Annotated in this window: 21 protein-coding genes; 19 read left to right on the top strand and 2 right to left on the bottom strand. The window is 43.3% G+C overall.

Annotated features, from left to right (window positions below; translation table 11 throughout):
- Positions 1–33 precede the first annotated feature (33 nt).
- Positions 34–3,804 (top strand): hypothetical protein, encoded by a 3,771-nt coding sequence (locus ACJJI8_RS11935; RefSeq protein ID WP_444932507.1) that lies wholly within the window; start codon positions 34–36, stop codon positions 3,802–3,804.
- Between the two features lie 637 nt (positions 3,805–4,441).
- Positions 4,442–5,155: a hypothetical protein gene (locus ACJJI8_RS11930; protein WP_444932506.1), complete on the top strand. Its 714-nt coding sequence runs from the start codon at positions 4,442–4,444 to the stop codon at positions 5,153–5,155.
- Positions 5,156–5,420: 265 nt separating this feature from the next.
- Here ACJJI8_RS11930 and ACJJI8_RS11925 read toward each other — a convergent pair whose 3' ends face one another.
- Entirely contained in the window at positions 5,421–5,993 is a 573-nt protein-coding gene (locus ACJJI8_RS11925) for a hypothetical protein (protein WP_444932505.1), read from the bottom strand.
- A 139-nt stretch (positions 5,994–6,132) separates the two neighbouring features.
- On the opposite strand from ACJJI8_RS11925, the gene ACJJI8_RS11920 reads away from it, so the two are divergent.
- From ACJJI8_RS11920 to ACJJI8_RS11860, 13 genes are all read left to right on the top strand, one after another.
- Positions 6,133–6,390: a hypothetical protein gene (locus tag ACJJI8_RS11920; protein WP_444932504.1), complete on the top strand. Its 258-nt coding sequence runs from the start codon at positions 6,133–6,135 to the stop codon at positions 6,388–6,390.
- A gap of 273 nt (positions 6,391–6,663) precedes the next feature.
- On the top strand, positions 6,664–7,128 hold the full coding sequence (locus ACJJI8_RS11915; protein WP_444932503.1) for a Tse2 family ADP-ribosyltransferase toxin: 465 nt from the start codon (positions 6,664–6,666) through the stop codon (positions 7,126–7,128).
- 801 nt (positions 7,129–7,929) lie between these two features.
- A complete protein-coding gene (locus ACJJI8_RS11910; protein WP_444932502.1) occupies positions 7,930–8,223 on the top strand; it encodes a hypothetical protein in 294 nt (97 codons plus the stop codon).
- 590 nt (positions 8,224–8,813) lie between these two features.
- Positions 8,814–9,485, top strand: coding sequence for a hypothetical protein (locus ACJJI8_RS11905; RefSeq protein WP_444915796.1), 672 nt, complete (start codon positions 8,814–8,816; stop codon positions 9,483–9,485).
- Between the two features lie 80 nt (positions 9,486–9,565).
- Positions 9,566–10,240, top strand: a complete 675-nt coding sequence (locus ACJJI8_RS11900; protein ID WP_444915795.1) for a penicillin-insensitive murein endopeptidase — start codon at positions 9,566–9,568, stop codon at positions 10,238–10,240.
- Positions 10,241–10,998: 758 nt separating this feature from the next.
- A complete protein-coding gene (locus ACJJI8_RS11895; protein ID WP_444915794.1) occupies positions 10,999–11,631 on the top strand; it encodes a DUF1294 domain-containing protein in 633 nt (210 codons plus the stop codon).
- A 773-nt stretch (positions 11,632–12,404) separates the two neighbouring features.
- Positions 12,405–12,923 carry a hypothetical protein gene (locus tag ACJJI8_RS11890; RefSeq protein WP_444932501.1) on the top strand — a complete coding sequence of 173 codons (519 nt, stop codon included), beginning with the start codon at positions 12,405–12,407 and terminating at the stop codon, positions 12,921–12,923.
- Positions 12,924–13,055: 132 nt separating this feature from the next.
- Complete coding sequence (locus tag ACJJI8_RS11885; protein ID WP_444915792.1) at positions 13,056–13,991, top strand: hypothetical protein; 936 nt, start codon at positions 13,056–13,058, stop codon at positions 13,989–13,991.
- 807 nt (positions 13,992–14,798) lie between these two features.
- Entirely contained in the window at positions 14,799–15,464 is a 666-nt protein-coding gene (locus tag ACJJI8_RS11880; protein WP_444915791.1) for an AHH domain-containing protein, read from the top strand.
- Positions 15,465–15,466: 2 nt separating this feature from the next.
- Positions 15,467–15,991: a hypothetical protein gene (locus ACJJI8_RS11875; RefSeq protein ID WP_444932500.1), complete on the top strand. Its 525-nt coding sequence runs from the start codon at positions 15,467–15,469 to the stop codon at positions 15,989–15,991.
- 985 nt (positions 15,992–16,976) lie between these two features.
- Positions 16,977–17,474 (top strand): hypothetical protein, encoded by a 498-nt coding sequence (locus ACJJI8_RS11870; protein ID WP_444932499.1) that lies wholly within the window; start codon positions 16,977–16,979, stop codon positions 17,472–17,474.
- Between the two features lie 571 nt (positions 17,475–18,045).
- Positions 18,046–18,579: a hypothetical protein gene (locus ACJJI8_RS11865; RefSeq protein ID WP_444915788.1), complete on the top strand. Its 534-nt coding sequence runs from the start codon at positions 18,046–18,048 to the stop codon at positions 18,577–18,579.
- 1,658 nt (positions 18,580–20,237) lie between these two features.
- The gene (locus ACJJI8_RS11860) at positions 20,238–20,729 is read left to right on the top strand and encodes an IS4/Tn5 family transposase DNA-binding protein (RefSeq protein WP_507021826.1); all 492 of its coding nucleotides are present in this window, start codon (positions 20,238–20,240) and stop codon (positions 20,727–20,729) included.
- On the opposite strand, the gene tnpA is transcribed toward ACJJI8_RS11860, so the two are convergent.
- Positions 20,671–21,105, bottom strand: a complete 435-nt coding sequence (gene tnpA / locus ACJJI8_RS11855; protein ID WP_444935136.1) for an IS200/IS605 family transposase — start codon at positions 21,103–21,105, stop codon at positions 20,671–20,673. The two genes, ACJJI8_RS11860 and tnpA, sit on opposite strands and share 59 nt — an antisense overlap.
- A gap of 109 nt (positions 21,106–21,214) precedes the next feature.
- On the opposite strand from tnpA, the gene ACJJI8_RS11850 reads away from it, so the two are divergent.
- The 4 genes from ACJJI8_RS11850 to ACJJI8_RS11835 all read left to right on the top strand — a co-directional run bounded on the left by ACJJI8_RS11850 (position 21,215) and on the right by ACJJI8_RS11835 (position 26,037).
- A complete protein-coding gene (locus tag ACJJI8_RS11850) occupies positions 21,215–22,207 on the top strand; it encodes an IS4 family transposase (RefSeq protein WP_444932497.1) in 993 nt (330 codons plus the stop codon).
- A gap of 48 nt (positions 22,208–22,255) precedes the next feature.
- The gene (locus ACJJI8_RS11845) at positions 22,256–22,714 is read left to right on the top strand and encodes a DUF2314 domain-containing protein (RefSeq protein WP_444932496.1); all 459 of its coding nucleotides are present in this window, start codon (positions 22,256–22,258) and stop codon (positions 22,712–22,714) included.
- A 637-nt stretch (positions 22,715–23,351) separates the two neighbouring features.
- Positions 23,352–24,116: a hypothetical protein gene (locus ACJJI8_RS11840; protein WP_444932495.1), complete on the top strand. Its 765-nt coding sequence runs from the start codon at positions 23,352–23,354 to the stop codon at positions 24,114–24,116.
- A gap of 1,507 nt (positions 24,117–25,623) precedes the next feature.
- Complete coding sequence (locus tag ACJJI8_RS11835; protein ID WP_444932494.1) at positions 25,624–26,037, top strand: putative signal transducing protein; 414 nt, start codon at positions 25,624–25,626, stop codon at positions 26,035–26,037.
- Positions 26,038–26,495: the final 458 nt, after the last annotated feature.

Below are 26,495 nucleotides of genomic sequence, written 5' to 3'. Positions count from 1 at the left end.
GTTCATGATTATCGATCACTAAAAGGAGTAAATATGTCTGGTTGGCATGTCACGGAGAATGATATAAAAAACTGGACTGCGACAGATAAGCGCAGGTCAGAAGAGTTACTTCCTCGGCTTATATATAAACTTATACTGGCTTCATCAAATCCAACAAAAATTAATTTTCCATTTGGGGACTCTGTATCCACCGGTGGTTGGGATGGCGAGCTTGAAGTTGATCAGGGTAGTCTATTTGTACCATCGGGATTGTCAGCTTGGGAGTTTGGAACCGATAAAAGCGTTAACTCTAAAGCTAATGATGACTATGAAAAAAGAACCAAGGATCCTGACCCATTTGATAAAAAAAACACTACCTATGTTTTTGTAACATCGAGGCATTGGAAAGATAGATCAAAGTGGGAAGCCGAAAAAAACCTTGAAGAAGAATGGGGTAGTGTAAAAGCAATTAATGCAAAATTTTTGTGTGACTGGCTAGAGCAATGCCCGGCGGTACATCGTTGGTTTGCAGAGTTAATCGATAAACGATGCCCTAATTTATGGGATATTGAACAAAGCTGGTCAAAGTTTTCGAATATCACAGAGATTTCACTTACTGATGATTTTTTCCTTCATAGTAGGGATGAGCAAGCCGATCGCTTAAAAGATTCTTTAATGGGTGGCCCTGCCAGTTATGCAGTATGTGCGAAGTCTATTAATGAATCTCAGGGTTTTATCCTTTCAATCATATTAAATGGTGATTCATTAAGCTCAAAATTTCTAACAGTACTCGACCAGTCGGCTTGGGATGATATTGCTTCATCTAAATCTCCGCTCATATTGATGCCTATTAATTTTCAACCAAACGGTGTCGGTGACGCAGTTAGTAATGGACACACTGTTATTCTGCCTGTGGATGAATCAAGCCAGCAGACCCCTCTTATTCGTTTGGAAAAGAGGCCTCGATTGATTCAGCAGGAGGCAATACAAAAGCTCGGTTTTAACGATAGCCAAGCCTCTAAGCTATATTCTGATACTAAAGGCTATTTGGAACCTCTGCTGAGACATGAAATTTTAAGGCCTCGTGAATATATTGCGCCAAAGTGGCCAACAGAAGTTGATGTAGATGTTTTGTTTGCAGCATTTTTTGCTACAGAATGGAATTCAAATAATGATAATGACAAGGATATTTTGTCCGCTTTATCAGGAATGAATTACAATCAGCTTGAAAGTCAACTAGACAAACTTTCCAGTTATTCTGATACGCCTATCCGTAGAGTTGGTAGGATTTGGCAAGTGATATCTAAGATTGACTATTGGCTGAATATAAGAGGTTTAATGTCCGTGTCCCATATCGATAGGCTTGGTGACATTTGCGGCAAAGTACTAGGAGATATTGATCCATCGTATGATATGGATTCAAATGAAAGGTGGATGGCTTCTGTCAAGGGAAATACACCAAAATATTCCGGGTTATTAAAAGGGGGGATAGCCGATACTTTAGCATTACTATCAACTTATAGTGATGATCATGCATCTCAGCTTGGTGGGGTGTCCGTAAAGAATAAGATTGATGTATGGCTGAGCCACCTTTTCAATGAAAATAATACGACAGAATTTTGGTATTCACTTGGAAAGTCCACATCATCTTTGGCGGAAGCTGCGCCAGACGTTTTTCTAGATGCGGTAGATAACTCCTCGTTAGGTGAAAATTCACCATTACTCGGCCTATTTAACGCGGAAGCCGAAGATAGTTTTGCAGGCGGCTGTTATCACTCTGATCTTTTATGGGCCTTAGAAAATATATCCTGGAATAAAAACTACCTAACTAGAGTCTGTCAGGCTTTAGCGAGGCTTTCAGAAATAGACCCTGGTGGCAGATATAGTAATAGGCCATTTTCCTCCTTAGTCAATATTTTTATTGGCTGGATAACATATAGCTCCGCTACGCATGATGAACGGGCCAATCTAATTAAAGAAGTTCTTTTAAAACAGTATTCTGAAGTTACCTGGAGGTTGATGAATGAATTATTAGTTGGTAGTGCTAGATCGTCAAGTGGGTTATCTAGTCCAGATTATCAAGATTGGGCTGAAGGGGTTGATGAATCCACAAAACAAAGCGATTACTTTTCATACATCGGAAGGATCGTTGACATGATAATCGCTGAAGCTGACAAAGATATAGACAGCAGATACATTGATCTCGCGAGTAACTTTGATTCCTATACCATTGCTCAACGCGAAGTTATCATTAACAAATTACTGTCAGTTAATATCGATATGATATCTGACGAGTCTCGCAAAGAATTACTTAAACACTTAAGGGACTTAATCTCTAGGCATAGAGAGTTTTCAGATTCAGATTGGGCATGGCCAGATGAAGTAATAACCAAATTAGAAAAGGTATATCTGCACCTTGATTTTGAAAGCCCAGTACTCAACGCGAAATATCTTTTTGATGATCATTGGCCCGATTTGATTGACCCTACAAAAAGAAAAGAAGTGCCATATAATGAAAGACAGGAATACTTAGATTCACTGCGAGTTGAAAAACTAGAGGATTTATACGATGAGTCTGGGATTGATGGCTTTAAAGAGCTGTTAGAAAGTTGTAAATTTCCTCGCCTAGTAGGTCTCTCATTATATAAATCTAAGATCAAGGATTTTTTTATTGATGAGTTGGTTGTTTGGTTAGGTCAAGATGGTGGCTATCAAGAATGTGCAAATGGATATTTTTCAGCAATGGCGCACTCTGATTTTGCTGGTGCCAAGAAAATTCTTAGCGATCATCACTTGATGAATGAAATCATTAAAAGCCAATTATTAGTAAACTTCCCTGTTTTTCAAGAAACATTCGATATTCTTGAAGAGTGTGATGGCTCTGTAAAAGAGAGTTATTGGCAGAAAGTTGCATATTACTTTGTTCAGGATAAAGATTCGTCCTTGGTCGAGTATATTTCTAGCAATCTGTTAAAGAATGGAAGGCCTCTAGCAGCCATTGATGCCTTTGCCCAATCGCTTCACAGGGGAACCAGTGCGGGAGATATGGATGCCAAGCTTGCTTATCAAATACTTATAAAAGTAGCTACTAACGCTGAAGATATAGATAGGGTTTCAATACAGAGTGTAATTCATGATATCACCCGGACGATAAAGTTTATTCAGGATTCTGGCCAGTGCAGTGATGAAGAAGTGATGCAGGTTGAATGGCTATATGCAAAAGCATTTCGCCATCATGATTTCTCTCCAACTTTTATTCATAAGTCAATTGCAACAAATCCATCGAACTTTATTCAATTCATAAAGTGGATGTGTTTAAGGAAAGATGGCATTGAAGAAGAGGAGACCATGCAGGAAGGACAAGCCAAACAAGTAGCTGGTGCCGCATGGGATATACTCAATTCTTTACACCTTTTGCCAGAAGATGATTTTACCGATGAGTGGGTTTCACTGGCTAGAGAACAGTTAATAGAATGCGGCAGGTTAGAAATTGGGGACTTGTATATAGGGAAATACCTATCCAAGTGTCATTCAGATGAAGAAGATGGTATATGGCCTAAAAAATCTGTTAGAGATGTTATAGAATCTCTAAAGAGTCAGTCTTTTGAAGAAGGTATAATCAATGGAAAACTAAATTCCAGAGGGATTACCACAAGGCATCCATATGCTGGTGGACAACAAGAGAGGACGTTGGCTGATCGATATCAAACGGACTCAGAATCAGTGCAGTTGATTTATCCACGAACAGCTAAAATATTAAGGGAACTTGCAGATCACTATCGTTCAGATGCTAATCGTCATGACCAAACAGTAGATTTGGATTAGCTAAATTTTCGGTAGACACTTAAATCGAGTAGCCGGTAGTTTCTAGCTACTGGCCCCACACCAACCATCTTGCAAGTCCGCAATGGGCAACAAGAGAACCAACACTAGGACACTCACAGATTGAAAGATGAGATCGGAAATAGTATAGGCCTTCCACCTTAACGGCCATTTCTCCTGGCTTGGTGTAGGGCAAGGTGAAATGCTGAAAAATAAGATTTAGATTTGAAAATTACGTGATTTTGGCCAAACCAGAAGGAACAGCATCTAAAGGTTTGGAGGGAATTAGTGGGGCATTGCAGTAAGGAAACGTTGGCAATCGCCTATGCCATTTACCCAGCGTTTGTCGCATCAAGAGAGATCTATGATGCGGCGAGGCTGAGTCATGGGGGTATAGGTTTAACTGTTTAATGTCCAGTATTTTTATTATGATTTCCGTATTGTGTCAATGGCTGTGGCACCTTAAGCTCTACCTTTTATAGGTGTCCGGAAGCGGCTTTCCTACAGGGGACTTTCACCCCATTAGTTCACGCCTATGCTGGGCGTATCAAGCAAGGACACCCGACTTCAAAATCGTCGCTTCGCTATGATTTCAACGCAAGTACTTTAAACAGTATCTATAAGCCTGAGAAAAAATATCATGTCAAACTCACTAGCATACTTTTTAGGATCCCTAGCCGGAATAATGGTTGACCCATTACTCATAATTGCAGCCCTAGTTTTTCACCTTTCAACAAAAGACAAAAAATTTGGTGAGCTATTCGGTATTATGCTTATTTTTGGGGCTGCTGCAGGTGCTATATGGGGGTACTTACTTAGCAATTCGACATATGGATTCTTTGCATTTCTAGCATTTATTACTGAAGTTGCTGCTTTTAAAATTGTAACCGCCATGATTAGAAGCGGTTCAGTCGAAAGCACCGAAGGTGGTCGCGGGCTATTTGGCTCTCTAAAACCTAATTGGGACTTGGCGGGCGGAGTTGAGCTCAGAAAAGAATTCATAGATATGATTGAACATCTGCAATCTCGCAATCTTGTCGGCAGCCCAATTCTTATTGAAACCATTTATTCTTTGATGGGTAACCTACATAAAGAGTATGGAAAAAGTGTGTTCGAACTTCCAGAAATAGGAAGAAAAGAATCGTCGAAACTCCTTATGAAGCAAGCTAGAGAAGTTTTCAATAAAAGCTTTGAGGCTGCAGTAGGCTTTTCCTTTGTGGCAATGGCGCTAAAAGCGTCAACTTTGCCTGGTGAAGATGCTAAATTCGTTCTAGAAAAGTCTATGGAAATTATCAGTTCAGCTGAAAATATTGGGAAAGAGGTTACTGCAGCTAGTGAGGCACAGCAGGTTTAGGCTGATAAAGCGCTGCAGACCGGCGGCCACCTTTGTGCACTTTATGCGCGGTTAATCACGGAGTTAAGTATTATTAGAATAGCAACACTAGGACACCCATAGATTGAAATATGACACAGGAAAAAGTACAGGCCTTCCATCTTGACAGCCATTTCTCCTGATCAAGTATAGGGCAAAGTGAAATACTGAAAAGTTATGCTTTAGGTTTAAAAATTGCATGATTTTGGTCAAGCCGGAAGGAATAGTATCGAAAGGCTGGGGGGAATTAGGAAGGACTTAACGAAAGGAAACGTTGGCAGTCGCCTATACCATGTACACAGCGTTTATTGAGCCGTACAACCTCTGCTGATCCCACCAGTCCTTTAAAGCGGCTTTCAACGTTCCGGTTGAGATAGAGCCAGTGTTTTGCTGAGATGCCCAGCCGCTCATGGATAGGGGGCGCGTTTTGAGAAATGGCACCGCGCTTTTTGGGGTCTAAATGCCGGCCACTCCAGTCTACTAACGCCAAATAGTGTTCCAATTGAAAGGGCAACCCTTTCGGCATATTAAGGCGCTCGCCGCCCACAAACGGTAGTAACTCTTTGGGCTTCTCACCTGAGATCACAGCGCGAACACGCTGCTGAATGGACGTGTGATCGGAGTCCTTCGGGATTTTTGCAATATCGGCACGGATAGGATTGAGATCGACATAGGCCATGCAGGCAACCAAGGCTCTTTCATCCAATAGCGCCTTAGACTTGAAACGGCCCTCCCAGAAGCGGCCAGTACAACGGTCTTCTGCATTGGCTTGGCGAGCAATAGATTCGTTTAGGCAGCGCATAAACCAACTGATATCCATTAATCGCTCTCGCCACAGCTCAATCAGCTCTTTAAGCTTGTTCTTTTCACTGCAGTCCAGTTAGGCCTGAATGAAGCGCTGAGCCACATTATTAGCGGAAGAAGCAGAAAGGTTTAGATCAAAATTTTAGGAGGGTTTTATGCAAGAAATCGAATGGAAGGACGGAAACCCTTCACTAGAAGGTTTATATTTTGTAGCGGTTAAAATGGGACCGGCAGCGGGATGTTATGATTTCGCAAGTTGGAATGGCGTGTCATGGGAAAAAAACATTGAAGGAAGTGTAATCGCTTTTTGTGACGCAGGAAGTTTTATACAACAAATTTCAATTAAATGGCCTTTTGCTGATAATGTGGATATAAACGTTAAACCCATGCCCGGCGGGCAGTCCGAGAGCTAAATCGGATAGCAAGTAGTTCCTAGCTGCCGCCCTTCACAAACCTCATGGTGTCTTAGTTGTCATTCGCTAATAGTTAGCATTTAATAGGGTCCATTAAATGGTGATCTTCCTGCAGGAGACTTTCACCTCATTAGTTCACACTCATGCAGGGCGTACCAAGTTAAGGCATATTCAGCTTCGGCTGGTTCTCCGTCGCACTTTGTGCCCACGCTGCATGCCCATACTTACCGCGTTAAAATAAAACCAATTTCAAATATTCAATGGAATGAATTTATGAAAAAAAACAAGAAGGAAGAAGAGTTCTTCATTAAAAAGAGGGAACTTGGTGAACTTTTTGACTCCGAATTTAATTTAGACGTAAATTTGTGGAGAGGGCAGCGTAGAGCTGATCGAGGATCGCCTGTTTTGTATCCTATACTAAAGTCTTTTAGGCTTTCTAACGGAAAAATTAGAAATCCTGACATAGACACATACTGGAGCAATGGTGAGTGGTGGGTAGACTGTACTTCAGGGGGTGTTTCATTATTTGATGTACTGGGAGTACCGGTTTCTCGTTGGGATTATTATAGGCTATCACCAAACATTGTAATCCCTCATGGCCTAGTTATAACGAAGGATTCATATAATAGAAGTTATGAAGCTACACATTACTCAATCCGGCCTCATTGGGATATACCAGTCGCTAAGTTTTGTATACTCTTAGATGAACTTACTAAAGAAATAATATTCGAGAATTAATTATGGAACTAAGCCTTTCACATTTGTCACTCATGATCGAGCTAACTGAGTCAGAAATATATCGAATGAAATTGATAATAGATAATCCCTCTTCAACAGAAGAGGAAGTGGATGCCAGTGGAGAGCATTCCATGCAACTATTATCTCTATCGACAGCACTTGCGGAATTGTATAAGCATAAGTGGAGCGATAACTGTAACTATCCTAGTTATGAGGATTTAGTTTCTTCACTCCAATTGGAGAATTGAACTCTAAATCGGATAGCCGGTAATTTCTAGCTACCGGCCCCTACACCACCCATCGTGTAGGCCCGTAATGGACGGCTCCCTATCCGTACTGATTTTCTATTCAATGATAGTCTTGAGCAGATCTTCAGTTGAACTGAGTGTTATGGCAGTACGCTACCGCAACTTTACCCGACTGGAAACATATTGGTAGGCTAGCCCTGTCTTTTAACTCATGGAGTTTGGCTCCAGGCTTTCACCATGTCCAAGGTAATAATCTTGGCGCTAGGCTACTATACCGTCGGCTGACTTCCGTTTAATCACTTTGGTCATTACTGACAGAATCGCTGCTGTGTTCCACCACTTCTTCTATCCCCACGATAGTGAAAATCGGGTTGGGCCTGCTTACAAGTCAGCAGCCACACACAATTTCATAGCAGCAAGTTAAACAGGCCTTACCGGATAAGAGGCACTACCTGATTGTAGCCACCAAAAGAATGAGGGTTGAAGACTTGGTAAGTAAGTTAACTTGGGTTGCTGATCGAATACCAGTAATTAAAGAGGCTCAAGACGCACTATGATTGAATATAAATACCCAGAAGAACGCGAGATCCTTATTCACTACGCTGAAAAGATGGACAATGAAACTGCACTAGATATTCTGCAGAAAGGCGTAGTTTCTAATCGAGAGCAGGCATTAGCTCTTTCTCAACTCTATTGGGGAATGATAGACGTTGCTGCTGATGATCAAGGTTCTGGATTCCCACTGCTGGAGAAAGAAGGAATCGAGCAGTGGATGGAGTATATTTTTCACTCACTGAATGGCTACTTGGTGAGTAATGGCTATGAAGAAGAGTGGGATCAAGAGTAAGGCTCTAAATCGTGTAGCCGGTAGTATCTAGCTATCGGCCCCCACAGCACCCATCGTGCGAATCCACAATGGGCAGCTCCCTATCTGTAATGATTTTCTACTCAACGATCACTACTGTGTTCAGCCACTTTTTTTAACCCACGATAGTGGCTAGCGGATTGGACCTATTTGTGAGTCAGCGGCCACCTGAAATCTTCATAGCAGCAAGTTAAACAGATCTCCCCAGATAAGGACGTGAACTTTCACTACACAATTGTATCATTTACTTTACCCTTTAGATCACATGGCTTCGCTGCCCTTAGCCACCTCGCCTCCAGCCTAAGCGTTATGATATTCCTGTTCATCAGCTTGCAGTTTTTCTAGCGGCTTCTCTCCGCAAGACCTCGTGGTGTTGCAGTTGCCTTTCACTAGTAGTTAGCATTTAATGGAACCCATTAAATGCTGATCTTCCTACAGAGGACTTTCACCCCATTAGTTCACACCCATGCTGAGCGTACCAAGGCTAGGCAAAAACATTACGCTACGCTCTATTGGACACCGCATCCGCGGCGCCTTTACTAGCGGCGTTATGACTCCACAGGGATCGAAGAATGATCACCAAGAAATATACCCTAATTGCAATGTCTGTCGTGCTGACTGCGTGCGCGGGTGTCACTGAGCCGATAAAGTTTAAAGCTTCTAGTGTCTTAACAGAGGACTATTATCACGCCACCAAAGTAACAAATGGTGTTGTCCTGCTAGACGTAAACTGGGGGCGTTGGTGGGACTGTGGAGGCTATGAAAATGCGCAACTCATTAGCATGGCATTCGATAAGCTACCAATGAGCTCTATCAATAATGAAGCCGAGCCAGCCCTTGTACTGCATAGCCCTTCACGCTTGGCTGTTGATCCAGTGTTTACAAATTATGCTTACTCTCTAGAGCCCGGAGAATATGCGATCAGCGCCTTTAGCATCAAGGCAGCAAAGTCTGTATCCAATGTAGGTTTTCTTACGGCGCAACGAGATAAACTGTATTCTGCTGGCAAACCCGTTGGTGGTACATTCACAGTTAAGCCGGGCGAGGCCGTTTTTATTGGCAACTTTTACCTAGATTGCGCTTATGGTCCAACATTATGGCGGTATCACTCAGATGGTAGGGAGGCATTCGATGATCAGGTCAAAGAGTACGCTAGCCGCTTCCCTTACCTCGATCTAACTAATGTGCAATTCCGCTTGTTTAAAACAAAAGAATTCGGCAATGACTATAAGCTCGTGCCATGAATTGGCTCCCTGTCATAACAAATTGCGCAAGCGGGACAAAGTGCTGCGCACTTCGCCCCCTCGCAAGGCGATAGCACCACATGAACATAAAGTATCTTTTATTAATTACATTTTTGTTTCCGCTGATAGCTTTGGCTGAAACCAGCACATGCTTTGGGACGACTTCCAATGGCAGCCTTACTAATGGAGTGAAACTGCCATCCGAAGGGGAAAACTACGTAGGCTATAGCACTATAGCGAGATTGACTGGTCGTACCTACGTTCATTCAGAAGTAAGAGATATCATAGTATCTGCATATAAAGACTTAGAAACTGAACAGCCAACAAAGGTCTACAAATACGCAGAAACAGGATTTAAGGATGGTGGCCAATTCAAGCCTCATAAAACCCACAGAAATGGACTTTCAGTTGATTTCATGACTCCAGTAAAGGATAAGAATGGAAAATCAGTCCATTTGCCAACAAACGCATTAAATAAGTTGGGTTACAATATCGAGTTTGATGCTAATGATCATTATGATGGCATGTACATTGATTACGAAGCGATTGCAGCTCATGTTGTAGCTTTACACAAACAAGCCAAGGAACATGGGCATGATTTATGGCGAGTGATTTTCGACCCAAAATTACAGCCAAATTTATATAAGACAAAGTATGCGCAGTATTTGAAGGAATATATCCAGTTTTCCAAAAAACGGTCGTGGGTCAGGCATGATGAACACTACCATGTTGATTTTGCTATACCGTGCAAATAACAGTGCTAAATCGGGTAGCCGGTAGTTTTTAGCTACCGGCCCTCACATCACCCATCATGCAGGTCCGCTATGGGCGGTTCCCTATCCGCAATGAATCTCTACCCAACGATAGCGTCGAGCAGCTCTTCATTTGAGTTGCGTGTCATGGCAGTACGCTACCTCAACTTACCCGACTGGAAACATATCGGTAGGATAGCCCTGTCTTTTAACTCGTGGATTTTGGGTTCAGGCCTTCACCCTGTCCAAGGTATTAATCTTGGCATTTGGCTACTACGCCGTCGGCTGACTTCTGTTTAATCACCTTGATCATTACTGACCGAGGCGCTGCTGTGTCCCACCACTCTTGTCTACCCCTCGATGGTGGCTAGTGGGTTGGGCCTACTTATGAGTCAGCGGCCACGTTAACAGCTTCATAGCAGCAAGCTAAACAGGTCCCCCCAGATAAGAAGGTGAACTTTCACTACACAACTGCGTCATTTACTTTACCCGTTAGATCACCCGGCTTCGGTGTCCTTGGCCGCCTCACTTTCAGGCTAAGCCTTATATGATGTTTCTGTCCGTCAGTTCCTAGTTTTGCTAGCGACTTCCTCCCCACAAGACCTCACGGTGTTGCAGTTGCCATTCGCTAGTAGTTAGCATTTAATGGGACTCATTAAACGGTGATCTTCCTACAGAGGACTTTCACCCCATTAGTTCACGCCCATGCTGGGCGTACCAAGCGTAGGTACGGGCGTTAGCCATCAGGTTCGAGAGGGAGCATGCAGCTTCAAGGTAAAGTAGTAAATTGGAATGATGATAAAGGCTTCGGTTTTGTTGAGCCTAATGGTGGAGGCGATCGTGCTTTTGTTCACATTAAAGCTTTTAAGCCTCGTTCACGTAGGCCTATTAATGGTGAAGTCATCATCTACGAACTAGTCAGAGAAAATAGTAATCGGTTTAAAGCTACAAATATCAAATTTGCTCGAGATACTGAATCTTCAAGTAATCGAAGCAAAGCTAACGGTGGTGGCAACTTTGGTGTACCTTTTATAATAGTTTTTTGTATTGGCCTTTCGACATCGATCGTTGTCGGTAAATTACCGTTAATCGTTGCTGGCTTGTATGTTGCAATGAGTTTAATAACATTTATCGCTTACGCAATTGATAAGTCCGCTGCTCAAAATGGGCGTTGGAGAACAAAAGAAAGTACATTACATTTGTTTTCTACATTTGGTGGTTGGCCTGGTGCTTACTTTGCTCAAAACAAGTTACGTCACAAGTCGAGTAAAAAAGAATTTAAAAGTGTTTATTGGGTAACTGTCTTTTTGAATTTAGGTGGCTTAATTTGGCTTCATACTGAAAAAGGAACAAAGTTCCTTAATAACACAGTTGTTCCATTATTGAATGGCTAAATCAGGTAGCCGGTAGCTTTTAACTACCGGTCCCCACACCACCCATCGTGCGGGTCCGCAATGGGCGGTTCCCTATCCGTAATGAAGCTCTACCCAACGATAGTCTCGAGCAGATCTTCATTTGAGTCGAGTGTCATGGCAGTGCGCTACATCAACTTTAACCGACTGGAAACATATCAGTAGGCTAGCCCTGTCTTTTAACTCGTGGATTTTGGGTTCAGGCCTTCACCGTATCCAAGGTATTAATCTTGGCATTAGGCTACTATGCCGTCGGCTGACTTCTGTTCAATCACCTTGGCCATTACTGGCCGAGGCGCTGCTGTGTTCCACCAATTTTGTTTACCCCCGCGATGGTGGCTAGCGGGCTGGGCCTACTTATGAGTCAGCGGCCACGCTGACAGCTTTACAGCAGCAGGTTGAACAGATCTCCCCAGATAAGAACGTGAACATTCACTACACAACTGCATCATTTACTCTACCCGTTAGATCACATGGCTTCGGTGTCCTTGGCCACCTCGCCTCCAGGCTAAGCCTTATATGATGTTTCTGTCCGTCAGCTCGTAGTTTTGCTAGCGGCTTCCTCCCCACAAGACCTCACGGTATTGCAGTTGCCATTCGCTAGTAGTTAGCATTTAATGAAGTCCATTAAACGGTGATCTCCTACAGGAGACTTTCACCCCATTAGTTCACGCCCATGCTGGGCGTACCAAAGCCAGCCAGGGGGACGTTACCGCCCCTGCTGGCAAGCGTTAGGCATTTACAAGGAAGATGACATGGCATTAAAAAAATTCAGCACTGAAATAACTTCGGCAAATGGAATATTTGGAATTATCGGTGTTTTAGCTGCAATAGGTTTTGGAGCCTATGGGCTGTCTCAAAATAATACACAGCCGGAACTTGAAGTACGACTCTCGAATATAAGTGACACTCGATACCTGCATATTTCAAATAGCGGAAATTCCACCTGCTTAGATCTTAAAATATCTTACAATGACGTTTTTTCGTCCGTATACAGCATTCTCAACTATGAAGAGTCAAGTATTTCAAATGCATCGGCATCCAAGGGGGTTATATCTGTTCCTGCCAGAGCTAGAGTAAATGTGGCGAAATGTACAGACAAACATTGCGTGATCGAAGCTGGTTCATTGTTGGTGGATAAAACCTACACAATAGAGGTTGTACCGTGGGTTCAGAAGCCCTTAGGTTTTCCTAATGGTGACCCGAAGACATCAGAGGTTACTGTTTCATGTGGTGCCGATCACCAAAAGGTATCAGTACCTCTGCATGCCTAACAATGCGCTGCGGACCGACGTCTAACTTTATACGCTTTGTGCGCGGTCGCTACGCTCCGATTTTGCATGTAAAGCGCATTAAGTTAGCCACGGCTGAGCGCGACGTTATTTAAAAAACTAGAACTGTGATCTATGGATAGAGAAGAGTATAAAATTAGAGTGCTGTCTCCGATAGGTGTATATCCAAATAGGGATCTAATCTTTGATGATTGCGCATTCTTTAAAGACGAAGATATTTGCTTTTCAATTAGTAGATTTCATGAATATGATATTGATGATGGAGATGAATATTACAGCGAGGTTGAGTGGCTTAATCCAACAGAAGCTAGGCTATACGGCATAGTAAACCTAGCGACAGATAAACACGAGGGCTACTCGATGTTTTATCCATTCCCAAAAACAGAGTCGATTTCGCTTTCATTACAAGAGTATCAATCTCCAAACCTTAAAGAAATTATTAAGTCTTTTCTTTTAGATATATTTAACGTGCCTTGTGTTAAGCATCCAAATTCAGGGCACCAGATTCCAAACTACTACTTAAACTGCCACGATATTCCGTTACCTACGATAATAGGAGATAGAGAATATAGGCTTGTGGAAAAGGGAATCAATTTTGAGCTAATTGATCAACTATATAACGACTTTGATATAAATAATAACTTGATCGTTAGAGGAGTTACTGCGTTATTGAAGTCTAGAATGCTCCATGAGCATTATCAATTTGCAGAGCAATCTATAAATACGCTTTTTATAGCTATGGAAGTATCCTATCGATTAGTCTTGGGCATTCTCTCTGCGCAAGGAAATAAGAACCCATCATCTAAAGAAGCTATGCATCATTTACATGATGTCTTTAATGACCCATATAAACTAGATTCATACTTCGAAGAATATTACCAAAATAGAATCAAAGCATTTCATCCAGAAAGTCGTTTTGGTATTTATCCGCATGCTCCACACTGCCAAGATGATTACTATCACCTTTACAGGGATATGAATGAGCTTTATTGTTATTTGATAAGCGGGTATGTAAACCCAATTTATAGTGAAAAAGCAGCAGTGAGATAAATACATAAATCGGGTAGCCGGTGATTTTTAGCTACCGGCCCCCACACCACCCATCGTGCGGGCCTGCAATGGGCGGTTCCCTATCCGTAATGAAGCTCTACCCAACCTTGGCGTCGAGCAGATCTTCATTTGAGCTGAGTGTCATGGCAGCGCGCTACCTCAACTTATCCGACTGGAAACAAATCGGTAGGCTAGCCCTGTTTTTTAACTCGCGGATTTTGGGTTCAGGCCTTCACCCTGCCCAAGGTATTAATCTTGGCACTTGGCTACTATGCCGTCGACTGACGTCTGTTTAATTACCTTGATCATTACTGACCAAGGCGCCGCTGTGTTCCACCACTTTTTTTTTACCCCCGCGATGGTGGCTAGCGGGCTGGGCCTACTTATGAGTCAGCGGCCACGCTGACAGCTTTACAGCAGCAGGTTGAACAGATCTCCCCAGATAAGAACGTGAACTTTCACTACACAACTGCATCATTTACTTTACCCGTTAGATCATATGGCTTCGGTGTTCTTGGCCACCTCGCCTCCAGGCTAAGCCTTATATGATGTTTCTGTCCGTCAGCTCGTAGTTTTGCTAGCGGCTTCCTCCCCACAAGACCTCGCGGTATTGCAGTTGCCATTCGCTAGTAGTTAGCATTTAATGAAGTCCATTAAACGGTGATCTTCCTACAGGGGACTTTCACCCCATTAGTTCACGCTCATGCTGGGCATACCAAGTAAAGGCAGCGGACAGCTAAAGCTGCGCGCCGCCTTTAGACGTTAAATGCTCCCAAAATATCAACATCAGAGTTCAAGGAAAGCAAGGTGTTCAAAACAAGAAATATACTTCAAAGGACTATCGATTCTGCCATTCAAGGGTATGGCAAAAGGCCATGGAAGAATGAAGCTGAAAAGGATGCGTATATTAGGCATGAAATATCACATATAAAATCAATCGTAAAGCTTCAAACACAATTGGACAAATATCAATCTGAAGCATCAAGTCTCGATGCAGAAGAATTAATGAACGAAGAAGCAAGTTCTGCAAAACTTGGTAAAAACATGAGAGCATCTGGAAAGCCAAAACCAAATTATAGGTGGGATGCGCATCACATAGTCAGTGGATCTCATAATGAAGCTGCCGCATTACGCGGAATAATTGCTTTGTTAAAACTACGAATAGACGACCCTAATAATGGTGTTTGGCTTCCGCGCAGAACGGCTGATACAGGTCAAAATCCCTACCCAAGAGCAGTTCCTCATAGTAGAATACATCGTCAAAATTACTATGACTGGCTTAATGAATCTCTTTTGCATATACGGGATTTAAGCACATTTATTACTACACTAAATGTGATTGAAAATATGCTGCTGACAGCTAATTTCCCTAAAAAGGTAATGCTTGTAAAAGGAGATAAAAGGGCTAGTCTTGCAGAGTATCAAGAGCCCTTCTGGGATGGTACACCTTGGAAAAGTGTTGGTAGGATATAAAAGTGTCAGTCTACAAAGTAACCTTTCAGGAAAAAGCTCCACGAATAAACATAGATGTGCCAACAATGATGAAGACACTTGGTGGTTTCAAGTTTGTCTTTGACGGCACTCCTCGAGAGGAAATTTGGAAAAAATTCACAGCGTCGCTCTTTAACAATGAAGAAATTGCAACTGACTTAGGAGAATGGCAAAGAAATATATGCTTTAACTTAAAAGCATATAATGCTCTTCATTTGAATCTTGACAGATATGGTGAGTTTCTGCCAATAGATCTTTCTGGAGAAACGTGGTTTATTTTCAATATAACCCACAGTATTGAAGCTGATGTAACAAAAAGTTCAAAAGAAATAATCGATGGGAAAGAATCTTCATATGTGAAAGAGATTTCTTTTAATCCATCTCCTGACGATCTTATCTTCAAAACAAGCTATGATGGGTTCATGGGAATTTATTGCCAAAAGGGTTTTATAGATCTAATTAATGGCCATTCAGGGTTAGAATTCAATGAAGATCTACGAGCAATCTGAACCACGCATTTAAATCGGGTAGCCGGTAGTTTCTAATTGCCAGCCCCCGCACCATCCATCGTGCGGGTCCGCAATGGGCGGTTCCCTATCCGTAATGAAGCTCTACCCAACGATAGTCTCGAGCAGATCTTCATTTGAGTTGAGTGTCATTGCCGTGCAATACCTTAACTTACTCGACTGGAAACAAATCGGTAGGCTAGCCCTGTCTTTTAACTCGTGGATTTTGGGTTCAGGCCTACACCCTGTCCAAGGTATTCATCTTGGCATTTGGCTACTATGCCGTCGGTGACTTCTGTTTAATTACCTTGATCATTACTGACCGAGGCGTCGCTGTGTTCCACCAATTTTGTTTACTCCCACGATGGTGGCTAGCGGGCTGGGCCTACTTATGAGTCAGCGGTCACGCTGACAGCTTCATAGCAGCAAGTTAAACAGATCTCCCCAGATAAGAACGTGAACTTTCAATGCACGACTACATCATTAGCTCGGCTCATTAGCTACATAGCTGCGGCATCCTTAGCCACCTCGCCTCCAAGCTAAGCCTTATATGATGTTTCTGTTCGTCAGATCGTAGTTTTGCTAGTGGCTTCCTCCCCACAAGACCTCGCAATGCTGCAGTTGCCATTCGCTAGTAGTTAGCATTTAATGGGACCCATTAAATGGTGATCCTCCTACAGGGGACTTTCACCTCATTAGTTCACGCCCATGCTGGGCGTAATAAGTCAAAGCAGCAACGCTGCACGTCGTGCGCTAGACAGCTTTTCCGCGGCTTCGCCGCTCCAAAACTGCCGCTGTTTGAGGCGTTCAGGCTGTAGAAAAACTAAATTATACTTGTGAGAGGTTGAGATTGATTAAATATCGATCAAAAATCGTGGTCCTGCGTGAAGTCTGGCTGAATTTTCACTGACAAAGACTCAATTTTTTACGTACAACCATAATATGAAAAGTAGGGTGAGTTTTTCTACACCCTCGTTAGCATGCAATCATGAAAAAACTATTATTTACGACATTATTATTGTTTTCTTCTTGTTCTTATGCACTCACCTTGGTAGAAGCAGGAATGGGAGACTCCTGTGACAGCCTCCTAAGGGGATTCAAGGAAGAGGGTTTCGATCCGGTTCTAAAAAATGATGGTGAAATATTTATTGGTAAAGAGTATTTCGGGAAAGAGGGGCATCTAAAGATTCAATGTTTTAACGATATCGGGCTTTACGATGTGGTTTTCTTTACAACGGAGGTTGAATTTGAAAGAGCAAAAATACTATTTAGGAAAATATATAACGTTTCGGCAGAAGCGCTAGGTTCTCCAGATGCGCTCCTAACCGAAATTGCCAACAATCCACCAAATCCTTATTCACGCAGGAAAAAAGGAGAAAAGGTGTTTTGCTGGAACAGATTGTATAAAGAAACAAGTTTAGAAATAGGAAAGAATCGAGACCACTGGTACGTAAAATTTGCTACGGGGGACGAGTCTCAATGCTAAATCGGGTAGCCGGTAGTTTTTAGCTACCGGCCCCCACACCACCCATCGTGCAGGTCCACAATGGGCAATTCCGTATCAGTAATGAATTTCTACTCAACGATCACTACTGTGTTCAACAACATTTTTTAACCCACGATAGTGGCTAGCGGATTGGGTCTATTTGTGAGTCAGCGGCCACCTGACAGCTTCATAGCAGCAAGCTAAACAGATCTCCCCAGATAAGAACATCAACTTTTACTACACAACTGCATCATTGACCCTACCCGCTTGATCACCCGGCTTCGGTGTCCTTGGCCACCTCGCCTTCAGGCTAAGCCTTATATGATATTTCTGTCCGTCAGCTCGTAGTTTTGCTAGCGGCTTCCTCCCCACAAGACCTCGCGGTATTGCAGTTGCCATTCGCTAGTAGTTAGCATTTAATGAAATCCATTAAACCGTGATCTTCCTGCAGGGGACTTTCACCCCATTAGTTCACGCCCATGCTGGGCGTACCAAGTAAAGCCAAAATCGGCCTTGCGGGCCTGGACTCGCTACGCTCGCCGTTACTTTAGGCGTTAAGTGTACAAAGGAAATGAAGCTACTCATACTTACAATTGCATCGATTGCACTTACTGGTTGTATTGAACCAATTCTTTTTACAAGTTGTGCCGTAGAAAAGCCATTTACTTCGTTAGTTGAAAAAACGAAGTACTTCGAGGCAAAAATGGTTTTTACCAGCGAGCTAGGTGAGCATGAGGCAAAAACAACCATCCAGTGCAACGTAGTAGATTATCTGTGCCACGCCGGAGAAATGGGGCTTGCAGAGGTCTGGGAAACAGTCCCGGCCGAGAGCATCACTTTATCAGCACCGCTCTCAGATAGTGCCACATTTAAAATAGGCACCCCAAACTGTTCTGGGCTAGTAAACTCTAACAACGCATATTTAGCAGGGCGAGAAAGTTATAGCTATTGGCAAAAGCCCAGAATTGAGTCGGCTGCTGAAACAACGAATGTGTCAATTTGGTATCCAGAGCATCGTAAAAAATTTGATGGCTTAGGTATCAAAGGGTTTAAATTAACTGTGGTGCAGGTAGATAGTCCTGCACTTAAATCGGGTAACCGGTAGTTTTAGCTACCGGCCCCCACACCACCCATCGTGCGGGTTCGCAATGGGCGGTTCCTATCCATAATGAATCTCTACCCAACGATAGTGTCGAGCAGATCTTCATTTGAGTTGAGTGTCATGGCAGTGCGCTACATCAACTTTAACCGACTGGAAACATATCAGTAGGCTAGCCCTGTCTTTCAACTCGTGGATTTAGGTTCAGGCCTTCACCCTGTCCAAGGTATTAATCTTGGCATTTGGCTACGATGCCTTCTGCTGACTTCTGTTTAATCACCCTACTCATTACTGAGCGGAGCCCTGCTGTGTTCCACCATTTTTTTCTATCCCCGCGATGGTGGCTAGCGGGCTGGGTCTATTTATGAGTCAGCGGCCACGCTGACAGCTTCACAGCGGCAAGTTAAACAGATCTCCCCAGATAAGAACGTGAACTTTCACTACACAACTGCATCATTTACTCTACCCGTTAGATCACATGGCTTCGGTGTCCTTGGCCACCTCGCCTCCAGGCTAAGTCTTATATGATGTTTCTGTCCGTCAGCTCGTAGTTTTGCTAGCGGCTTCCTCCCCACAAGACCTCGCGGTATTGCAGTTGCCATTCGCTAGTAGTTAGCATTTAATGAAGTCCATTAAACGGTGATCTTCCTACAGGGGACTTTCACCCCATTAGTTCACGCCCATGCTGGGCGTACCAAATCAATCAACTACGCGCCTTCGGCGCCGGACAGCTTACACTGCGCTTCGCTTCGTTCCAGCTGCCGGTTATTGAGGCGTTATACATGAATAGGGTTTTACGGATATGTTTAAAGGATTGAAGAAAAGGAATAGTGAATATTCACAGAAGGAGAGAGTTTGCTACGCACTATTGTCCATTGTTGTGATTTTTATGTTTTCATATCTAGTAGCAGGTAATTCAACGGAATCAGTTACTCTTCAATACATCGCAGCTCTTCTTGTTGGTATTTTCGCGGGGGGGGTGGGTTTCAGGTATCCAAAAGCTGTTTATATTCTTGTTCTTGCATTGCCTCTTTCTTTAGTTGGTAGCTAAAACTCAATTTAAACCAAGTATATAAATGCAAAAATGCATAGCAAACAAAACTACGTAAAGCCAGATAGCTGGCCGGACCTCCACTGCGGTTCTCAATTTTGTGAACTACAAAATTGGCACCTCCGTTCCGACTCGTGTTTTGGGGGTTATGTGTCAATGGAGTATTGATGCCTCAACCAAAAGATAGAGTTGTAGTGGCTAGCGACGTAAACCCAAGAGGTGGCATCGGCGTCGAAATTTATAGAGACGACGAGCTTGCCATAGAGATATTCCGAGATGATACGGATAAAACTCGCACTATCACAGTCTTCAGAGCATCAGTATTTCTTGAGCTAATGCAAGAATGTATTGATATATTCAAAAGAAATTCCATGGGATTTTATTGAATATAATGAGTAAACATTTAGTGTATGAATTCGGAACACATAACAATCGGCTGCACCGGACAAATTTTTGCTGCCACCTTTTGTGAAAAGGCTCACAAAAGCCGCCATCAAAAATTTGATCCGTGAGCAGGGCGCTAAGTTTTATACACAAGTTTTTTCAGTTTTATTATATAAATCAATAAGTTACAGTTTAGCCCAGTAAGAACTACAGATTTGGCTGGATAATTATGCAGGACTGGGTCATGGACGAAGTAAAAAATCAGGTTATGGGTGATACACGCTTGAATAAGCGCTTGTCTAATATTCTTAGTAATTTAAGCTCCGACCCAAAGAATAGCATTCCTTGTGCAAACAAAACTTGGGCAGAAACGTTTGCAGCTTATCGCTTTATCGAAAATGATAAAGTCAATTTTGACTCTATTATGAGCGGCCATAAATCGGCAACTCTTGAGAGAATCAAGGCGCAGCCTGTTGTTCTTATCCCACAAGATACTACCTTTCTAAATTTTGCCACTGACCTAGAAGGTAAAGAGATGGGAACACTTAGGCGTAAAGAGACCAACCAACAACTCTTGCACACCTCCATCGCAATAACACCATCCAGAATCAGCAACCACCCGCATAGCGGGTGGTATGGTGAAAGCCCCCAGAGGGGGCTAGTTACAACCCTGCCAGTCGCATCTGCTCTTGGCGGCGCTCTTCAACCTCTTGATTTTTGATGTACTCTCGAATCACCCGCTCATCAAGCCCCTCTGTACTCACGCAGTAGCCCCGAGCCCAAAAGTGTCTTCCTGTGAAATTTCTCTGTACATGCTTGTACTTCCGAAATATCTGGATCGCAGATTTCCCTTTCAGAAACCCAATCGTATTGGAAACACTGAACTTCGGAGGAATCATTAACAACATATGGATGTGATCCTTCATTGCGTACCCCTCGACCAACTCAATGCCCTTTTGACGACATAAGTCTCGAAATATTGCTCCAATCTCCCGCCTTAATGTCCCAAATAACGCTTTCTTTCGATACTTGGGCACAAACACCACGTGGTACCTGCAATAATGTTTCACGTGAGCTTGGCACTGCCAATCTCGTATATGGCCTCCTTATAGAACTTGCCGGTTCATGGAGGCCATATTTTTACTCTGCACGCCGGAACGGCAGAGCCCTGTCAAGTCTCACCGCCAGAGGCGGTGGTTTACCTATGTGTTAATTAATTTGGGTGTTGTTGAAGGTAGTATGTGGCAGAGAGATAAGGAATCAAGTTCTAATTCCCGCTATACAAAGTCGATAAAGGATAAGGAGAGTCGACGCTGGCTAGACCATTACGAAACGGCTTGTCAGATACAAGAGCACTGCCCTGAAAGCACAATTGTGAGTATTGCTGATAGAGAGGGTGATATTCATGAGTGGTTTCAGCTGGCTGAAGAGCAAAGTGAACAGCGGCGGGCGAGCTATATCGTTCGAGCTAAGGCCAATCGCACTTTAGAGCTCGATGGAGAAGAAACGGTTTTGCTTTGGGATCATATGAACGAGCAGAAATCTATTGGTCTATACACGGTAGACATTCCCAAACGGAATGGGGAACCTGGAAGAAAAGCCAAAGTCAGCGTATCCACTACTGAGATACGGCTACTTGGAAAAGGAAAATCTAAACGACCACTTTCTCTCTATGCTGTATTGGCTAAAGAATTAAACCCACCAGAGGGTGAAAAAGGCATTGAGTGGATGCTGTTAACTGATCTTCCAGTTGAAGACTATAAGCAGGCGAGAGTTATCATTGAGTGGTATCGAAGCCGGTGGGAAATTGAAACCTATTTTCGGGTGGTAAAAGGTGGATGCCAGATAGAAAGTAATCGTTTTAGAACAGAGCAGCGAATGTTGAACTGTATTGCGATCTATATGATTATTGGATGGCGACTACATTCGATAACTACACAAGCAAGAAGTCTTCCTGATGAACCATGTACGAGTGCTTACTCTGAAAAAGAATGGCGCATGGTATGGATGATGCGAGATAAAAGCTCCCCGCCAAATATACCTCCGAGCATAAGAGATATAACGCGTATGCTGGCAGGTCTAGGAGGATTTCTAGGACGTAAAGGGGATGGCGAGCCAGGGGTTAAAACTGTTTGGCAAGGATATGCTAAATTACTCCATTATATTGAAGCAGCAGAGGTTTTAAATGGACTTAAATAATGTGTATAAAACACAGACTGGGCGTTAGCGGGCAAGGAAAAATCGAGAATGACCGAACCGTTATTCAGAAACACGCATAATCAAGATCAAGAAATGCTTAAGGCAGCCGCTCGAGCATCGAACACTATTGGTGATTTCATCAATCTTGTGAAATCCGGCCCTAAAGCCATTTACGCAGCAAAGCTAAGGTTTAGAGATCCGGATTTATCTGAAAAGCTTGGAGAAGATCGGTTTCTATACCTCTGGTTGTCAGATGTATATTTCCATGTCGAAGAAAACTTCCTTTCAGGAGTATTCTTCGATGTCCCAGAAGAGCTTAGAAAGTGGCATCAAGTAGGTGAGCGACTTGGTTTCGATCCAGAGGATTTATTTGATTGGATGGTGATTGAAAACGGGCATGCAATAGGCGCTTACACCTTGCGGGTAACAAGAGAACAGCTTGGTTCGGAAAAAGAAAAACAGGAATATGACTCATATATTGGAATTTCATCATATGAGCCAATTTAGAAGGCTAGCGCCTAACTAGCGAATGCTGTTCGTTGCTATCGCGATCAGACAGCTTACGTCACACGCCAGCCACAGCAAATTCTAACTTCATTCGACCACCCAGCATTGAATCGTTAAACAACTAACCCTTTTCGCACACCTCCAAGCCATATTCGCCTAGCGATTTCTCAAGGCCTGAATTTCTTAAATGGTGGTCAATTTACACCGATATGGCAGAGTTGAGTTTGGTGTGTTTAAAGCTTCGTGCTGGCGCTGCAACATCCTTAGTGGGTACTCTCGGCACAGCAGCGAGAGGCGACCTTATACCCTTGATGGAGGCACTATGCGATGCTCCAGACTAAAGATTTCAGTCCAGTAAGCGCTTCCATCTAGTATCCTTCTTTCAAGGACAGCTGGTTGGTACGGATTCCCATGATCTTCCTGCCCTAGATATTTGAAAGTTGACCAGCCTACAGTGGCCAGCTGCCGGTCTTTACCTTTGCCAAGTGTGTCGGTTTTTGTGCACTTTAGGTTTAAAAGTTTGGTGTCGTCAGCTCAAAATCATTTAAAAATCATAAGTACTTCAGGTGTTTTCATGCCGAACTGATTAAATTGCCCGCAGTTCATTTATTCGTTGATGTAAAAACAAGGGCAAGCTGTGAAGCATTTTTGTAGTTCTATCATACTCCTGATCTCTCTTCTTGCGGTGAGTAGCCACGGTTGTAGCCAAGAAGCACTTCCCCTGCTGGAAGGCCCCTACCTTGGGCAAACACCACCGGGACTAACACCCAAAATATTCGCGCCGGGCTATGTCGCAACCCGGCATCGTGACTATAGCGGCTCTTTCACACCAGATATGACCGAGTTTTACTTTAGCCGAATGGATATCGACACTGAAAAGTGGTTGCTCATTCGTTTCAAGCAGATAGGTAACCAGTGGCACGAATCCGTTGTTGGACCAAGGGTCGGCCGCCCTCTACTTGCCCCAGATGGCAAAACCATGCACTTGGGGAACAAGTACATGGTCCGTACCGAATCAGGCTGGTCAGATATTAAAAGTATGGGGACGATGTTCGACCGCAAAGATTGGGGCATCATGCGTCTGACGTCATCAGCTGATGGCACCATAGTGTTTGACGACTACAAGAGCAATGACGTGCTACGTATATCAACCGTTAGCAACGGCAAGCGGCAACCACCTGTATTATTGGGGCCGCATATCAACTCTGGTAAGTGGACAGCCCACCCCTTCATTGCCGCCGATGGCTCTTACCTCATCTGGGACAGCGAAAAAGACGACGGTTACGGTGACAAAGATCTCTACATCAGTTTCCGCCAACAAGATGGTTCCTGGGGTAAAGCAATAAACCTAGGAGATACCATAAACACCGCCGGTAATGAGGCAGCGCGTATGTGTCACTAGACGGTAAGTATCTGTTCTTCAATCACAACCCCATTAAGAGAGAAGATGGTGTCGATCCTGAGGGCGATATCTATTGGGTAGATGCCCAAATCATCGAAAAACACAGACCCAAATTCTAATCCGCGCAATACAAAGATACAGCCAGCCTAAATCGGGTAGCCGATAGTTTAAAACTACCGGCTCCAACACTACTCATCTTATGAGTCAGCGGCCACACTAACAGCTTTAAAGTAGCTCGCTATATAAGAATATGAACTTTCACAATACAACTTCCGCATTCACGATCATATAGTTTTGGTGTCCCTGACCACCTCACCTACAGGTCAAGCCTTATATCGTTTTCTGTTCGTCAACTCGTTACTTTCATAGGGCGTCTTTCCCTCAGAATCTCGCCGTCTTTTGGTTGCCATTCTTTAGTAGTTGGCATTTAATGGGAGTCATAAACGGCGGTCGTGCTAAAGGGGCTTTCATTCCAGTAATCCAAGTTCAGCCAGAGGAAACTCCACTTCTCTGCGGCCACTGCTGGCGGGTATTATTCCGTTCTGTGCAGTATCCGATTTTGAAGAGAAGATATTGCTTACTAGTTACCGCTGTATTGGTGTTAGAGAGACTCACTTTGGGGTGATGCCGAATATGATCAAGAGCCAAAGTGGAATATAGGTAGACTCGGCAGTTGTTCAGCTTCCAAGCAATAGACTTAGGTTTGGTGCTGTAGCGCCAGATGAGTCCGGGACAATTTACCGGCCATTGAGCAAAATAGTGGAAGCTACAAATACACAATTGCTTTGAACTCTGGTGTAAATTTGTCTGGGGAATGTGGTTACTTCACTGCGAGTGAGTTTTTCACCAACTTCGTAATTGTTGTTGGGGTGGCAAACGATGTGTCCTGTTCAAGCTAAACGACATTACAATCAAATAAACCAAGCATTCGTTGCTACAGTCCTTAGGGTGGCAGGTGCGATAAAGCTCTGGAGCCGCTGCACTTGCCCATTATATAGACACTATGCTTCATCATAATTGGAACTAATTTTTATGCTCTTTAAGGGATCGTGTAAATGTAACCGTTGGCATATTGAAGTTCAGTTAGCAAAGCCGCTCGAAGCTTTGAATCCGCGGATTTGCGATTGCAGTTATTGCCAAGCCAATCCTTCCCCAATTATAAGTGACCCAACTATGTCTGCGGTTTTCATTGGCGATGGAATTTCAACTAATCAAAATGGAGATCAGCTTGCAGTTTTCTACCATTGCAAAGGTTGTAATCAACTGCTAGCCGTAGGCTGCAATATAAATAGCCAGCTTCGTGGAGCAGTAAATCTCAACTTATTGAAAGGTGTAGATAGACTTGGCGACCCTATTCAAGTTCAGCCGAGGCTATTGAGCGCTGATCAAAAGCTAGAACGCTGGGGTAAGTTGTGGGGTTTCCTTAGTGGGCTATAAAAAGATAACACGTCTAAGTTTTCAGACACTTCGTCCCGCAGCTCAAGACGTTAAGCGCTAAGGTGATCACTTGCTAGTAACCGTTGCTAGATTCTCATTTCCATATGAAGCGCAGATTGCAAAAGCACGACTTGAATCTGAAGGAATACACGCTTTCATTGCAGATGAGCACACAGTGAATATGCAGTGGCTATATTCTAATGCTATGGGTGGAGTAAGGCTCCAAGTGTCGGAAAGAGACCTTGATGAAGCCAATGAAATACTAAATCAAGACCGTTCCATTTTTGTAGACCAAGAATTAGGGCATGATGAAGAAAGAGTTTGCGAGTCCTGCTCATCACGAAATGTCGAGCCGTTTACCAAGGAGAAAAAGCCCGCATTTTTGGTTTTCCTACTTTTGGGGATGCCTTTATTTTTCTATCAACATGGAGTTAAATGCAAGGACTGCGGCCACTTCCAAAAGCTTGATAATCAGCGATCATAAAATATTGCCCCTTTAATGTTGAACACGGCGCCAATACCCCACCCATACTCTTTGTTAAAAGCCTATTGATTTGAATATGAGTTTTAGATTAAAAAAATAAGGTATATCCATTCACCCTAGCTGCTGGATTAAACCTTGGTTGCCTCATTTACAATCACCGCGAACAAGACAACGTCATTTTAAACGCCCTAATCGTTCTTATATGGCCAGTCATCTGGAAAAATAGGGTTCAAATGGACGTGACTGCCAGCCCTAACCGCAATATCCAAAATGAGTCGTAAAGCATGGCAAGGATACCGGGGCTATGGCAGTGATGACCTTTGACTGTCAGTTCTCGTTTACGGTAGATAGGTTTATTCGTAACACGCACATCTGAAATCTAACATCTCTTGAATAAAAGGCAATTACTCTGATATCAACGACTTATTAGCGCCCCCTGCTAAATGTGCTCATCGTAA

This window comes from Microbulbifer maximicatervae (SeqCode), from assembly GCF_052467695.1.
The sequence above is the reverse complement of the archived record's forward strand: the minus strand, read 5'-3'. Positions and strand labels throughout refer to the sequence as shown.